The 14,967-nt window shown below is 39.0% G+C and carries 16 protein-coding genes and 1 riboswitch; of the genes, 5 read left to right on the top strand and 11 right to left on the bottom strand.

What is annotated here, in order from left to right:
- Positions 1-23: 23 nt before the first annotated feature.
- The 5 genes from chrA to CYJ36_RS12790 all read right to left on the bottom strand — a co-directional run bounded on the left by chrA (position 24) and on the right by CYJ36_RS12790 (position 4,765).
- Positions 24-1,196 carry a chromate efflux transporter gene (gene chrA, locus CYJ36_RS12770; protein WP_101567661.1) on the bottom strand — a complete coding sequence of 391 codons (1,173 nt, stop codon included), beginning with the start codon at positions 1,194-1,196 and terminating at the stop codon, positions 24-26.
- 76 nt (positions 1,197-1,272) lie between these two features.
- The gene (locus CYJ36_RS12775; RefSeq protein WP_374702809.1) at positions 1,273-1,461 is read right to left on the bottom strand and encodes a helix-turn-helix transcriptional regulator; all 189 of its coding nucleotides are present in this window, start codon (positions 1,459-1,461) and stop codon (positions 1,273-1,275) included.
- A gap of 437 nt (positions 1,462-1,898) precedes the next feature.
- A complete protein-coding gene (locus CYJ36_RS12780) occupies positions 1,899-2,369 on the bottom strand; it encodes a FixH family protein (protein ID WP_101567662.1) in 471 nt (156 codons plus the stop codon).
- A gap of 114 nt (positions 2,370-2,483) precedes the next feature.
- Positions 2,484-3,713 carry an amidohydrolase gene (locus CYJ36_RS12785; RefSeq protein ID WP_101567663.1) on the bottom strand — a complete coding sequence of 410 codons (1,230 nt, stop codon included), beginning with the start codon at positions 3,711-3,713 and terminating at the stop codon, positions 2,484-2,486.
- A 179-nt stretch (positions 3,714-3,892) separates the two neighbouring features.
- Entirely contained in the window at positions 3,893-4,765 is an 873-nt protein-coding gene (locus tag CYJ36_RS12790; RefSeq protein ID WP_101567664.1) for a LysR family transcriptional regulator, read from the bottom strand.
- Positions 4,766-4,883: 118 nt separating this feature from the next.
- Between CYJ36_RS12790 and CYJ36_RS23655 the strand changes: the two genes are divergently transcribed.
- The 3 genes from CYJ36_RS23655 to CYJ36_RS12800 all read left to right on the top strand — a co-directional run bounded on the left by CYJ36_RS23655 (position 4,884) and on the right by CYJ36_RS12800 (position 6,846).
- The gene (locus tag CYJ36_RS23655; protein WP_180850290.1) at positions 4,884-5,039 is read left to right on the top strand and encodes a hypothetical protein; all 156 of its coding nucleotides are present in this window, start codon (positions 4,884-4,886) and stop codon (positions 5,037-5,039) included.
- Positions 5,040-5,052: 13 nt separating this feature from the next.
- Complete coding sequence (locus CYJ36_RS12795) at positions 5,053-6,327, top strand: uracil/xanthine transporter (RefSeq protein ID WP_101567665.1); 1,275 nt, start codon at positions 5,053-5,055, stop codon at positions 6,325-6,327.
- A 222-nt stretch (positions 6,328-6,549) separates the two neighbouring features.
- Entirely contained in the window at positions 6,550-6,846 is a 297-nt protein-coding gene (locus tag CYJ36_RS12800) for an ArsR/SmtB family transcription factor (protein ID WP_101567800.1), read from the top strand.
- A gap of 311 nt (positions 6,847-7,157) precedes the next feature.
- Here CYJ36_RS12800 and CYJ36_RS12805 read toward each other — a convergent pair whose 3' ends face one another.
- Together CYJ36_RS12805 and CYJ36_RS12810 are read right to left on the bottom strand one after the other, a co-directional pair.
- Entirely contained in the window at positions 7,158-7,652 is a 495-nt protein-coding gene (locus tag CYJ36_RS12805) for a CarD family transcriptional regulator (protein ID WP_101567666.1), read from the bottom strand.
- Positions 7,653-7,786: 134 nt separating this feature from the next.
- Positions 7,787-8,599, bottom strand: coding sequence for a YihY/virulence factor BrkB family protein (locus tag CYJ36_RS12810; RefSeq protein WP_101567667.1), 813 nt, complete (start codon positions 8,597-8,599; stop codon positions 7,787-7,789).
- A gap of 126 nt (positions 8,600-8,725) precedes the next feature.
- On the opposite strand from CYJ36_RS12810, the gene CYJ36_RS12815 reads away from it, so the two are divergent.
- Positions 8,726-9,376 (top strand): phosphatase PAP2 family protein, encoded by a 651-nt coding sequence (locus tag CYJ36_RS12815; RefSeq protein ID WP_101567668.1) that lies wholly within the window; start codon positions 8,726-8,728, stop codon positions 9,374-9,376.
- Positions 9,377-9,602: 226 nt separating this feature from the next.
- On the opposite strand, the gene CYJ36_RS12820 is transcribed toward CYJ36_RS12815, so the two are convergent.
- Complete coding sequence (locus CYJ36_RS12820; RefSeq protein WP_101567669.1) at positions 9,603-10,805, bottom strand: ornithine--oxo-acid transaminase; 1,203 nt, start codon at positions 10,803-10,805, stop codon at positions 9,603-9,605.
- A gap of 13 nt (positions 10,806-10,818) precedes the next feature.
- The gene (locus tag CYJ36_RS24410; protein WP_257962470.1) at positions 10,819-10,944 is read right to left on the bottom strand and encodes a hypothetical protein; all 126 of its coding nucleotides are present in this window, start codon (positions 10,942-10,944) and stop codon (positions 10,819-10,821) included.
- A 151-nt stretch (positions 10,945-11,095) separates the two neighbouring features.
- On the opposite strand from CYJ36_RS24410, the gene CYJ36_RS12825 reads away from it, so the two are divergent.
- Complete coding sequence (locus CYJ36_RS12825; RefSeq protein WP_101567670.1) at positions 11,096-12,496, top strand: sigma-54 interaction domain-containing protein; 1,401 nt, start codon at positions 11,096-11,098, stop codon at positions 12,494-12,496.
- A 47-nt stretch (positions 12,497-12,543) separates the two neighbouring features.
- Here CYJ36_RS12825 and CYJ36_RS12830 read toward each other — a convergent pair whose 3' ends face one another.
- Positions 12,544-13,581, bottom strand: a complete 1,038-nt coding sequence (locus tag CYJ36_RS12830; RefSeq protein WP_101567671.1) for a PTS sugar transporter subunit IIC — start codon at positions 13,579-13,581, stop codon at positions 12,544-12,546.
- Between the two features lie 223 nt (positions 13,582-13,804).
- Positions 13,805-13,908, bottom strand: a riboswitch (purine riboswitch).
- 68 nt (positions 13,909-13,976) lie between these two features.
- The gene (locus CYJ36_RS12835) at positions 13,977-14,936 is read right to left on the bottom strand and encodes a carbohydrate kinase family protein (RefSeq protein ID WP_101567672.1); all 960 of its coding nucleotides are present in this window, start codon (positions 14,934-14,936) and stop codon (positions 13,977-13,979) included.
- Between the last annotated feature and the right edge of the window lie 31 nt (positions 14,937-14,967).

Below are 14,967 nucleotides of genomic sequence, written 5' to 3' on the forward strand. Positions count from 1 at the left end.
TACCTCCCTTTATAATCTATTCATTATTCCACATACTGAATGAGGATTCCTCCAACTGCGGTTCCCAGCACAACAATCCACGGAGGCAGTTTCCAGTAAACGAGCATAGCAAATGCCGTCAGAGCGAGCGCAAAATCTCCCGTCGTTTTAATTGCACTCGTCCAAACAGGATTATAAAAGGCCGCAAGCAAAATTCCGACTACTGCAGCATTTACACCCATTAATGAGGCTTGTACGCTTCTTTTTTCTCGAAGTGTATTCCAAAATGGCAGCATCGCTAACACAAGCAGAAATGACGGCAAAAACATCGCAGCTGTAGCAAGAATGGCGCCTTGCACACCATTTATTGAAGCGCCAAGATAGCTTGCAAATGTGAACAGCGGTCCTGGTACTGCCTGCACGGCTCCATATCCGGCAAGGAAAACTTCTTCGCTGATCCATCCTGACGGAACAACTTCCCGTTCCATCATTGGCAGAACCACATGCCCACCGCCAAATACAATCGAACCGACACGGTAAAACGTATCAAACATCGCTGTCCACATATTTGGAAACACTTGTCTGATCAAAGGAAGAACAATCAGCAGTCCAAAAAAGAGAATCCAGGCAATGATCCCTGTTCTGAGGCTAACCGAAAGATTTAGCTTTTCAGCCTTTGGAACCTCTCGTTCTTTGTACAATATGTATCCTGCAGCTCCTGCTATTACTATAATTGCGATTTGTCCGAGCGCACTTGGTATAAAAAGGGCCCAAATGGCAGCGATCACCGCAATTGAAATCCGCGGCCGATCCGGAGTCAAATTTTTTCCCATTCCAAGGATTGCTTGTGCAACAACAGCCACGGCAACAATCTTCAGCCCATTAATCCATCCTGCATCTTCTGCTTGAAAGCCAGTCACGAAATAAGCAAACAAAATAAGGGCGATTACAGATGGCATCGTAAACCCAAACCATGATAAAAAGCCTCCAACCATTCCCCCGCGCACAATCCCAATTGAAATTCCTACCTGACTGCTTGCAGGACCAGGAAGAAACTGGCACAACGCGACTAAATCTGCATAGCTCCGTTCATCAAGCCAATTCCTCTTCTTTACATATTCATCTCTAAAGTAACCTAAATGGGCAATCGGACCTCCAAATGAAGTCAGTCCAAGCTTTGTTGAGACCAGCAATATCTCAATCCATGTCTTAAACATTTCCTAACATCTCCTCCTTTAGACTTCTTTTGCATGCTCCCTTAACTTTGATTTTGATTTTTCCAGCGCTGCTTCTCTATGCTATAATACTTGCGGATCCTCCCATTTTCTTTAATATCTTCTTTAGTAAGAAAGCCACCTTTTCGAGATTGTGCAAATAAGGATATAATGTTCCTGGTCCAATTTCATAACCTTTGCTCCGCAGTTCCGCAATCATAAAAGATCCGTAAATAGGCTCCCTTTTCGCACGATAGTGTATATGTATTTAGATGGCAACACAGATGAATTTTTTTCAAGTGTACATCCTTAATATCGACTTTAGATATTGTCTTGCAATATTGTAACTGAGAATTATTAATCCTATGTAAAGATTAGGGATTTACTGCTTTTGATTTTGATTAGGTTTGTTATCTAGCTCTGAGTTCCAACTATTAAATTCAGCTTCTTAATTATCAAAAATCAGTTCTTATTTGCGGAAACCTCTGTTTCATTATCAATTTCCGATTTTGATTAATTCAACTATCAAATTCCCTGTTCCAACTATCAAATTCAGCTTCTTAATTATCAAAAATCAGCTCTTATTTGCGGAAACCTCTGTTTCATTATCATTTTCCGATTTTGATTAATACAACTATCTTGAATAATAACTAAATGGCAGAGAATAAAATACAAAAAAAGACCAGAGCGATAAGCTCCAATCTATTAATGATGACTATGTTCATTACTGGAATCTTCAGTTTTAACTGGCTCATCTGCTTTCTTAAGCTCTTCTTCAGTAACTTCCCCTACGATAAATTCTTTTTTCGGCATGACGTGAAGGTCTCGGGCTGTCACATGTGTTTGAACAAAATATACCCCATCTTCATTGAATGTTTTATTAATTTCGTAGACGCCTTTGCCTTTATGCACAGCTTTAATCATTTCACTGTCTTCTTTGCTCTTGGCTTTCCATATTTCAAATTCAACACCTGACGCGTCTTCTACGGCTTCCTTCCCCTGTGTGACGGCGACAGCAAATGTTTCTTCTTCATTTTTGCTGATTTCAGAAGGTAATTGAATATCGGCGTTAACCATCAACGATCCTTCTGCAGTGTTTTTGCCTGAGTCTGCAGTACACGCCGTCATAAAAAGCGCTCCAGCCAGTAAAAACAAAGGTGCTAATATACCATTCATTCCTTACAGCATCTCCTTTTGGAAGTAATCCAATTGTTTACTTACTTGAGTACACACAAAACAATAATTGAAAAGCCAGATAGATGCAAGACGCTTACATAAAATTATCTTCATTTAGCATTGGCAAGAAAATGTCTCATGTACAACATTTCCTTTATAGAATACAGCCTTGCGTTTTGACCTTCTGGCAACTGCTTCTGCTGTACAAGATGCATCAGCCAAGACAAAGCTTGCTTCGACTCCCCGCTTTGGCCACGCTTGAATGCCTTCTTTGGAAAGCGGTGTAATCCCTCTTGTAATATAGCCAATTGCCTGACTTAAACGATGTTCATCTTTCCAGCGGTTTCTCTGTGCAAGCGTATTGGCCTTTTCGAGCATGTCCCCTGTTCCGAATGGATCCCAATGATCTGTAATGCTATCATTGCCCAGATAGACATCCACCCCTTGTGATTTCAGTAAAGAAAGCGGCATTTGAAAATCAAGCGGCGCTGTTGAAGCAATATCTATTCCAAGTCCGCTAAATCTGCTCGCAATCTCAAGTGCTTCTCCTTCAGATAAGGCAGCAAGCCCAAACCCATGGCTGATTGTTACTTTCTTATGCAAGTTTGCATCTTCAACCATATCGGCGAGACGTTTCATCGTGAAAATGCCTAAATGTCCTCTGTCATGCAAATGAAGATCAATTCCTGCATTGAATTGTACTGCGATATCCACCATAACAGATAAAGATTTCTCGATATCTTCATCAACTGTTGCAGGATCGACGCCCCCAACTAAATTGGCTCCATTTCTCATGGCTTCTTTGACAAGCTGAACACTTTCGCTCCGCAATAATCCATGCTGAGGGAACGCAACAATTTCACCTTCAAGCTTATGCTTATAAGATTCAAATACTTGCTGAAGGCGTTCTATATGCTGACTGCCAATTATCTGATCAACATTACAGTGTGATCTTACAAATGTAGTTCCATACATCAGCTCGAGCTCAAGAATTTTTTCTGCACGCTCTCTTACATACGGAAGCTGTTCGAGCAGCAGTGTCTGTTCTTCTTCAATGCGGGAAAAAATGTTTTCTGCAAGTATTGGGGCTTTCCATTTCCCGCCATAGTACGTTTTATCGAGATGGATATGCATTTCAGCAAATGCAGGCAAAGCAAGGGTATGGTTAGCATCGAATACCTCTGCGCCATTCTCAATTTTACTTCCTGCCGTTATGATTTCTTTTATTTTTCCATTTGCTAAACATAGATGAAATTCCCCTGTTTCTGTCCCTGTTACCGTTTGCTGTTCATCAAAAATGTACCCAGTTTCAAGTACGACATTTTTCACCCAAATTTCTTTCATCATGATCCCTCCGCCTTTAAGATTTTTCACCTTGGCTTTTTCTGAGATGTTAGTGGTTAATAAATTTCACCCGGGGATTTCCGCTGCAATCCACTAAAGGTTTTAACCCGTTCTCTAAAGGCAGCAAACTTTACGAAAAGAGCCCTTACGAATAACAACAAGCTTTGCGATAACAGCTTTTACCTTTCATGAATCAGATCAATGAAATGCTGAGCCGTTTTAGGCAAGTAATGATTTTTCAGGGAAATGATCCCTGATTCCCCAAGCTCTTCTGTGTCTTTTATAAGATAAACCTGTAAATTAGAGAGCGCATTTAATTTCACAACCGTCTCAGGTACTATTGTCGATCCGAATTTGGAGGAAACTAGATCAAAGAGAATGGAGATATCTGAACACTCGCACATAATGTCAGGTTTAAGCCCTCTATTAATAAAGGCAGTATTAATTTTGTTAAACAAACCTAATCCTTCCGTACTGGGAATAATGAGTGGAAGTTCTGAAATTTCTTCCAGCGTAATAGCAGATGATTTCGAATGAAACAGCTCAGCTGTTACAAAATAAAATGGCTCCGGCTTTAACGGAATGATATCAAATTCGTTCAGTTCAAGCGGCAATCTCACAATCGCCAAATCAATGACTCGTTCCTTTAAAAGCTTGCACAGCTGTGCTGATTCATTTTGCTGAATTTTATAGGACACATCCGGGAATCTTTTTTGAAATGTGCGTAAGAGTCTTGGCAAATCATAGTTCGATAAAGTATTTACACCGATTGAAAGCTTACCTTTTTTTCCTGTACCCGCTTCTTTTACCTCAAGCACTGCCTCTTCCATTGCATCTGTTATTCTCAATGCATGCTGATAAAGCTTCTGACCAGCATCCGTGAGTTCAAGTGATTTCCCCTTTCTTTCAGCCAAAAGAAACCCAAGCTCCGTCTCCATAGCCTTCAGCTGCTGACTTAACGGCGGCTGTGCCATTCTAAGCCTATTGGCTGCTGCTGTTATTTGCCCCTCTTCAGCAATTGCAATAAAATATTTTAATTGTCTTATATCCATATGTATTTCCACTCCCTATATATGAAAAAAGTATGATTTATTCATAATATAAATATTTTTCATATACTTAAACGTATGATACCATAATAGAATACGAAAGAAAACGGAGAGAAACCCATTGTTACATAAAACCCTATTATTTACAGTTGTGCTGTTTATTATATTGCTTCTAATCGTTTTAGGTATAAATGAAGAGGAAACGTTAGTGCCGAATAACTTAATCACTTCTGCCATAGGTGGTGACGTACATCAGCAGCAGATTCTGAACATTTGAGAAAGGTGAAAAAATGATAAAACTAACCCGTTTAACAACGCCGCTTGCTTCGACACAGTGGCTGTTCTTTATTTTTGCAAATACCATTGTCGTACCGATTTCAATTGGAGCTGCCTTTGAATTAACACCGGATCAAATTGCTGTCACCTTAAGAAGTTCACTTCTTTTCACAGGTGCGGCTTGTTTTCTGCAAGGTTGGATTGGCCATAGGTATCCTATTATGGAGGGTCATTCAGGGATTATCTGGGGGCTGATTTTAAATCTTGGGATGTCTGCCTCTTCTCTTGGAATGAGCTTTGAACAAATTGGCGGGGGGATTGCAACAGGGATTCTCCTCGCAGGAATTGTGACCATGATGCTTGCGGTATTCAATCTCACTTCGTTTGTACAGAAAATCTTTACCCCAATGGTTTCTAGCGTATATCTTTTCTTATTAGCGTTTCAATTGATTCTTACATTCTTTAAAGGCATGCTGAAAATTGAACCTGATGGAACATTGAATGTTGCTGTCAGCTTATTTTCTGTCGCCCTTGTCTTCTTTGTCAGCTTTCTGAAAATAAAAGGAAATGCCTTTTTAGGAAACTTCTCGATTCTGCTCGGGATAGTCGTTGGGTGGATTCTATACCTCCTTTTATTCCCTGCAGCAGGTTCCGCGCAAGCTGTAACAGGAGAAGGATCCATTATCTTTCCGCTTGGAAAACCGAATCTCGAATGGGGGATTATTCTGATTGCGTTTCTTGGGGGTATGATGAATCTGAGCAATACCATTGCTTCTATTCAGGCAGCGGCTAAGTTATATAAAGAAGAACCCGATCCTTCCGCTTTTCGAAGATCCTTTTTTTTAACAGGTTCGTATTCTGCCGGTGCAGCTTTGCTGGGACTCGTTTCCTATGCACCGTTTACTTCCACAATCGGATTTTTAGAAAGCACACAGATTTTCAAGCGCAAACCATTTCTCATTGGCGGAGCATTGATAACGATACTGGGAATTTTCCCTCCCCTTGTTTCCATCCTTGTCACTTTGCCGATAACAGTCGGAAACGCTGTGCTATTTGTAGCTTACTTGCAGCTTTTTGGGACAGCATTGAAAAGCATCCAAGGAACCGCTTTTGATTCTAAGACCATTTTTCGCATTGCAGCGCCCCTTTTGCTTGGGGTCAGCATTATGAACACAGATCCAGCTATTTTTGAAAGCTTATCTGTCTATATTTCCCCTCTTTTATCCAACGGACTTATGATGGGAATCCTTCTTTCGATTCTCCTTGAGGCATTTGTCCGCTGGGAATAGAAAAAAACGTTTATCACTCGATAAACGTTTTTTTCTAGAATTTTCCCTGCATTCTAACTTTGTGCTCAAAGGAAAATCCAGTCTCTCAGCAAGCTTCATACTATTAATCAATTTTTATTGATTAATAGTTGTCAAATATTAAAAAACGGAATATACTTGGCGTATATCAGAATACCTTGGTGAAAGGTGAATATTATGGAACAGTCACTTAAATATAGATCAATGGAGAGTACCTTTCTTCTCTATGAAAAAAAATTCAAAGCATTAGCTGACCAAAAACGGCTAGAGATTCTCCACCTTATCTGCCAGAACGAATCTATATGCGTCTGCGACTTGAGTGAAATGATGAAGATGCCTCAATCTAAATTATCTTATCATCTTAAAATTTTATTAGATGCAGACCTTATTTTGAAAGAAACAAAAGGGACCTGGAGTTACTATTCCTTTCACACGAATGAACTTAATCACCTTCTTTCCAAAGAACTTTGCAGCTTGTTCAGACCAAGCTGTAAGAAGTAAGTGAATGATTAATAGAGGGAGCAGTTTATCTAACTGCTCTTTTTTTCTGCTCAATAATCGTTAGTCACTCATCTGTGAAGTTTAAAATAATTAGCTCTCCCTGGCGTGAATTAGGAAAAGGGAGCACGCTCATGCTCCTTTTACAGCTGTTGGATGAACGTGTCATGTATTGATATGAAGCTGGAGAGAAGAAGCGATCAGCAATTTCAGTATCAAAGAAGGCATATGGCAGAACTTTAGCATTGTCTATTTCAATTGCAACAGAATAAAAGCAAAAAAAAAATAGCTTTCACTATTTTGGAAACCTGTTTTTATGATATTTTACTGGTTATCAGCATCTCATTGGCCTGATTTTCCGTACAGCCTTCAATCAAAATTAGTTCACTGATAAAAATATTCCGGGCATTGTTCAGCATTTGCTTCTCGCTTGTGTTTAATGTTTTTTCATTGCTTTTTCGCATAAGGTCGCGCACTACTTCAGCACCCTGCTGGATTTCTCCTGATTTTATTTTTTCCATATTGGTTTTATAACGTTCCTTCCAAGGCAAGAGCTCATCTGTTTCTCCATCATGAAAGACAACCAATACTTCTTCAAGCTTTAATCGATCTTCTACAGCTCGAATTCCAAGCTTATTCAATTTTTGATGAGGTATCATAATCTGAAGATCGCCAATTGATAGCTTAATAACAAAGTAATCCTGTTTTTTCCCTTGAATCTCCATCTCTTTTATAGATTCTATTACACCTGCTCCATGCATTGGGTACATAATTTTGTCGCCTATTTTGAACAAAAAATCCACCTCCATATGGTATCTCTTTACAGTATACCACACGGAGGTAAATATATCAAATTTTTAATTTTAACACCAATCAACATTTAATGTCAATAGTTTTTTCTTAAAAATATTTTGACAGCAAGAAATGCTTCGTTCGATTCCTGTTATACACACTTCTTCCCGTTTCTCTCGCAAACTTTTATTGCATTGATTTCGCCGCCAATCAAAATCGCAAAGCCTGATAAATAAAGCCAGGTAATAAGGACGATAACACCGCCAAGACTTCCATATGTAGCATTAAAATTCCCAAACTGTGATACATAGAAAGCAAATCCAAGTGATATAATTTGCCAGAGGATGGTTGCAATAATTGCTCCAAAATAAACATCTTTCATTCTCATTTCTTCATTAGGCGCTAAATAATACAGAACCATCAGCACTGCACACATCATAAGAAATGATAGCAGAAACCTCATCACATTTAAGATGATTACATTTTCACTTACAAATGAGAAATAATCCCCTACAAACCCTATGATAGCACTGCCGAACACAGGAAGCACCAACGTAAGGGCAAATGTAATGACAAGACCGATTGTCATGATAACGGCCTGAAGCCGAATTTTCCAGAATGGACGAGTCTCTTCTACAATAAATGCTTTATTTAATGACCTGATAAGTGCATTTGTTGCATTCGAAGCTGACCAAATGGTTGCCAGAATACCAAATGATAATAACCCGCCATTAGGTTCGCTGATTAACCCTGTTAAATGTTCAGACAGCATCCCGCCTACTTCTGCCGGCGCATATTGGTTAATCATATCAACCATAGTACTTGATTCAATATTAAAGTATGGCAGCAATGCAACTAAAAAAATCAGAAGCGGAAATAAGGAAAGTAAAAAGAAGTGGGACAGAACTGCTGCCTGATCTCCTGTTTCATGAAGTTTAATTCTTTTCATAAGTTCTTTTATCAAATGCGACACCTCCGATTGTAATATTCTTTTTCCTAAAATCTGCTTCTTAAAACCTAAAACAATCGACAATGTTTGGCTTAAGAGCGATAGTGGTATTTTCTCAATAAATACATTAGGAGATTTGCAATGAATAAAGAAGAACAGGAAACCATTTCGAAAACCTTTATTATGTATTCAATCTTAATGATTGGTGCCTTTAGCTTTATTTTCATTGAATTTGCGGATGAAGTCATAGAGATGGAACTGCGCTCATTTGACACCCCGATCATACATTATATCCACGGCTTGCGTACACCTATGCTTGGACAATTCATGTCTGCTATTACTTCCATCGGTTCAATAACCGGGATTATGATAGGAATGTCTATCGCTCTTATTTTACTGTACATAAATCGAAAATGGCGGGAAGGGCTGTTTTTAATAGTGACTGTATCAGGAGCATCCCTTTTAAATTATTTTTTAAAATGGATGTTTAAAAGAGATCGCCCTACTCTAAATCCTCTTATAGTAGAAGACGGATATAGCTTTCCAAGCGGACACTCTATGGTTTCATTTTCATTCATAGGAATTCTTGCATACTTATTAACGATCATGGTCAAACATAATGCCCTGAAGCTTCTCATTATGGTTTCATTTCTTATCATTGTGTTTTTAATCGGTCTCAGCAGAATTTATTTAGGTGTTCATTATCCAAGCGACGTGATTGCCGGATTTGCTGCAGGAGGCGCGTGGCTTGTCATATGTATTGTAGCCTTGAAGTTTAAAGTAAAGATATAAAAGAGCTTGGAGTGCCTCCAAGCTCTTTTATTAGATATTGATGCTATTCAAGTGATTTAACGTGTGTAATTGTTAAAACTATTTTCTTGTGAACTGTACTTGTTCACATATATGTTGAATTTTTTTGAAAGCACGCGAATTATTTTGATACGAGACCTAATAATTTCCCAAATCCTTTGAATTAATCCTGAAAGTGCCCGAATTGGTTTTAATAGTGATTCATTTTTCAGTTTGACAGGACACGAGTGATTTTGCCGATCGCCCAATCAAGATCTTCTTCTGAAATAACAAGCGGAGGCGCAAATCGAATGACTGTTTCATGTGTTTCTTTGCATAAAAGCCCTTCTTCTTTTAATTTTTCACAATAAGGACGGGCTGCCTCCGTCAGTTCAACACCAATGAATAACCCTCTTCCGCGCACTTCTTTAATCAATGGATTCTTGATTTCAGAGAGTTTTTCCATAAAATACGTTCCAAGCTTTAAAGATCGTTCCGCTAAATCCTCTTCTTCCAGAACTTCGAGTGCAGCGACTGAAACCGCACACGCAAGCGGATTTCCTCCAAATGTTGAACCGTGTGATCCCGGATTGAATACTGCAAGGATATCCTTATTTGCAGCAACACATGAAATCGGGAATACGCCTCCTCCAAGTGCCTTGCCAAGAATGTACATATCCGGCTTCACTTCTTCCCAATCGCACGCAAATGTTTTTCCAGAACGACCTAAACCAGATTGAATTTCATCTGCAATGAATAAAACATGATTCTCTTTGCAAACCTCTGCTGCTTGTTTTAAGAAACCTGCCGGCGGTATGATGATCCCTGCTTCCCCTTGAATCGGTTCAATTAGAAATGCTGCCGTATTAGGTGTTATTGCTGTTTTTAAGGCTTCGATATCTCCATATGGAATCAATTTAATACCTGGCAGCATCGGGCCAAATCCGCGTTTGTACTCTTCTTCTGATGAAAGGGATACAGCTGACATTGTACGACCGTGAAAATTCCCAATACACGCAATAATTTCTGCTTGATCAGAAGCAGCGCCTTTAACATCATAAGCCCAGCGTCGAGCAGCCTTAATTGCGGTTTCAACTGCTTCAGCACCTGTATTCATCGGCAAAATCATATCTTTGCCGGTTATTCTTGCAACACTTTCATAAAATGGGGCAAGCTGGTCGTTATGAAAGGCCCGTGATGTAAGGGTAATCTTATCAGCCTGATCTTTTAATGCTTTAATAATCTTCGGATGTCTATGTCCTTGATTCACAGCTGAATAAGCACTTAACATATCCATGTATTTGTTGCCTTCAGGATCTTTCACCCAAACACCTTCTGCTTCCGAAATCACAATTGGAAGCGGATGATAGTTATTCGCTCCATATTTAGATGTTTTTTCGATCATTTCTTGAGATTTAGTCAAAGTTGCCATACTCGTTCCTCCTCTAATAGATGTTTGATTTCTCTTTCCTTGATATATCAGTAAACTGTTCATGCTTATATAGAATGGTCATGTCGATTCTTCTATTTTTTTCTTCACTATTCTTGAATGCAAGTTTCGTGCCAATCATTTCTTAAGCAATTGCTGGGGGATTCTAGGTATCTTCTGCAAATTCTCATTGCACTGATTCTTTTTTTTGCACCAACAACGCAAAATATTTTTGCACACTCTCTGAATTTCCAATAAAATAAGAGTAAATGAAACCGAATCGGGGATAGGATATGAAACTGAAAAAAAAAGATCTTCACTTATTTTTTAAAGCAATCATAGATGAAATAGATGTGGGTTTGCATGTGATTGATGATAAGGGCCACACCATCTTATATAACAATAAAATGATGCAAATTGAGTCAATGGATATTCAAGACGTACTGGATAAAAATCTGCTGGATGTTTTCATGTTTACAAAAGATCAAGACAGCACGCTAGTTCAAGCTTTGCAAAAAGGTACTGAAACAAAAAACGTCAAGCAAACGTATTTCAACAATAAAGGGAAGGAAATCACAACGATCAACAACACCTTTCCTATCAAAGATCAAGGTAAGATTATCGGTGCTGTTGAGATCGCAAAAGATATAACAAAACTTGAAAGGCTTATTAAAGACAATATAAAGAGAAAAGGAAACACGAAGTATACATTTGAAAGCATTATCGGGGAAAGCCTTTCTATAAAAGAAGTGATTGAAAATGCAAAAAGAGCAACACGCACATCATCATCTGTTCTCATTGTTGGTGAAACAGGTACTGGAAAAGAACTGTTTGCCCAAAGCATCCACAATGGAAGCAGCCGTTCTGCTGCACCATTTATTTCTCAAAACTGTGCAGCTTTACCGGATAACCTGATTGAAAGTCTTTTATTCGGAACGAAAAAAGGGGCATTTTCAGGAGCAATTGATCACCCCGGTTTATTTGAACAAGCAGAAGGCGGAACATTATTGCTCGATGAGATTAACTCATTAAACCCAAACTTGCAGTCAAAGCTGCTGCGTGCCCTGCAGGAAAAAACGATCCGGCGCATCGGGGATACAAAAGACACTCCAATTGATGTACGCATCATTGCAACTATAAATGAAGATCCAATTGATGCCATAGCAAACCAGCGGATGAGGAAGGATTTATATTATCGGCTAAGTGTAGTTACAATCTTCGTTCCCCCTCTAAGGGATCGAGCAGAAGATATTCCGCTTCTCGTTCAAAGTTTTATAGACAAATATAATCATTTATTTCAAATGGATGTACAACTAGTGGACGATGATGTGCTTCAATCCTTCCTCGCCTATGACTGGCCTGGAAATATTCGAGAATTGGAGCACATGATAGAAGGAGCTATGAATCTAATCATGGATGAAGAGATGATTCGTTTCATTCATTTGCCTTATCCATACCGTTCAAGGGTCAAGCACTCCGTATCAGCCGAATCCACAATCAATCCGCTTTTTCAAGACAGACCGATTTCTGACATGAACCTAAAAGAACATATGGAAATGTCTGAAATACATTTCATTAAAGAAGCATTAAAAAAGAATCACTTCAACATTTCAAAAACTGCAAAAATAGTAGGCATCAGCCGTCAAAGTCTTCAATATCGGATCAAAAAATGGGGGATTGTGATTGAAGAATGAAAAGAGCTTGGGGAATAAACCCCAAGCTCTGCTTGTATTTTTTAACCTTAAGCTATTTTTCGAAGGTCATTATCATTTCTGATTTCTGAGACTGTTTTGATTTTATAATTCTTAAACACCAGCGATCCCAAGTAGCCTGCAATCGCTCCAGCCAGTGCACATATTAAAGCTGTAATGGTTACCTTGAATGGATCATTGAAACCATACATAACAGCTAATCCAGCAATAGGAGTGGCTGTGCCTGTCGCGTTGTTCACTAATCCAAACATTGAAACGACTACTCCAGCTGCTGCGCCGCCAAAAAAGTTTGTCACATAAACGGGGATTGGGTTGGCCGTAATAATATCAGCTTGTGTTAATGGTTCAATTGCGACAGCAATATTTGTTCTTTTATCTCCTAATTTTAAACGATGAAAAAGAACATAATTCATAAAGGAAGATCCGAATACAGCCAGTGCGCCAATTGCCATTGGAAGTCCTGTTAATCCGAGCATCGCAGTCAGAGCCATTGAACTTAAAGGGGCAGTTGCAACAACAGTGATCACTCCGCCAAGAATAATGCCCATCAAGATGGGATTGCTGTTGGCTGTTTCTGTAATGATACCGCCAATATTAAGCAAAGTGGCATCCACTAATGGAGTGACAGATTCACCGATAAAGCGGACAAGCGGTGCAGCTACGATAATTGTCACAATTAAATCTAAACCCGCAGGCGTTTTTTTCTCAATTATTTTTACTAAGAAGGACACCAGATAACCTGCAAAAAAACCTGGAAGCAATCCGAGTCCAGAACATGAAACACCCAGCAGCAAGGCGTAAACCGGTGAAACACCTAGTGCTAGCGCAACTAATGCAGCAGCGGCTACACCGCCCATGCTTCCTGCAGCATCCCCGACTTCGCCAAGGAATTCAATCTTCAGAAGATCTCCTCCGACAAACCGCTGAAAGGCTTCAACAAGAAATGCAGCAACTGCAGCATTGGCGAGAGCTCCCATCGCCTTCATTCCCTTAGGTGCTTTGTAGCTGAATAAAGAAAATAATCCAAGTACTATTAATAATAGCGCTGTTCCTTTTACCAATTCCATCTGTCTCTCTCCTCTGGCTGTTAAGAATTTAATCGGCATTCATTCTTTTACAATAATATCCAAAAAGCCCTTATTCTTTCGCACCTTCAGCCGCAAGACAGAAAGCATGAAAAAATAAGAGCCTGCATACGCGATCGCTGTATTACTATATTCAAAGATAATCCTTTTTACTAAGCAGGATAATCGATGATTAGCATATCATACAATCTGCATCTTCTCATCTAAGTTGTTCATACCTTCTTGTAGTCTGGCATTTTAGCGGCTGCCAGGTAGAAACGATCAGACCATCTTGACTGAAATTATACAAGAATATAAAAATTTAAAATAGTTAACAAAAGTATATATGAATTGGTTCAGCAGAACAATGCATTATCAAAATATCAGAATTATCAATTTCATTCAGCAGCAACTGCTTCAAATAGGTTTGGTATCGCAGAAATTGCCCCTACCTTTGTACAAACCATAGCGCCTACTTTATTACTAAAGAAGGTAATTTTTTTTAGATATTCAAAGTCCGATAACACTCTTCTAGGATCTTCCTCTTTTCCCAGCTGGAAAAGCATTGCTCCTACGAAGGCATCACCAGCACCTGTAGAATCAATTGAATGAACTTTAATGCTTTTAACAATATCTTGGTTTTGCCCATTTGAAACGAACGTTCCTTTTTTTCCAAGAGTAACGGCTACAGCTCTTACACCCATTTCATGAAGAGATGAGACACCCTTCGTAACATCGTTCATACCTGTTATGATTTTTAATTCATCATCACTTACTTTTACAAAATCTGATAAAGACATTCCTTTTTTCACCAAATCAACAAAGGTTTGGTTTCTGCCTGCCCATAAATCTTTTCTAAAGTTAGGGTCGAAGGAAATGAATTTTCCAGCTTCCTTCGCTGTTCTCATTGCATTTAAATAGGCAGATTGAAACGGATCGTCTAATAGAGCAGTAGCTGAACCGAAATGAAGCATATTAAATTGCTTTAGTTTGTCTTTATCAAGTTCTTCTTCAGATAAAAATGCATCTGCACCACGATTAAAAACAAAATCTCTTTCCCCATTTCCTTTTAATGATACGAAAGCTAACGTTGTTGGATGTTCCTTATCCAGCACAATCGTCGATGTATCAACATTCAATCCTTCAAGTGTTTTCCTTAAGAAATGACCGAACGGATCATCTCCAACTTTACCGCAGAACGCAGCACTTCCTCCAAGCTTTACAATTGCTGCACACACATTTGCAGGTGCTCCACCTGCTTGTTTTTCAAAATTCTTACCATCAACTAAGTCAATATCCAAATCCGTACAGAAAAAATCGATAAGCAATTCTCCAATGCAAATGACTGATGAACTCATTTAAACACACATCCTCTTAATACAATTTCGC

The sequence above is a fragment of the Bacillus sp. UMB0893 genome (assembly GCF_002858905.1).
Classification (GTDB): domain Bacteria; phylum Bacillota; class Bacilli; order Bacillales; family Bacillaceae; genus Bacillus_P.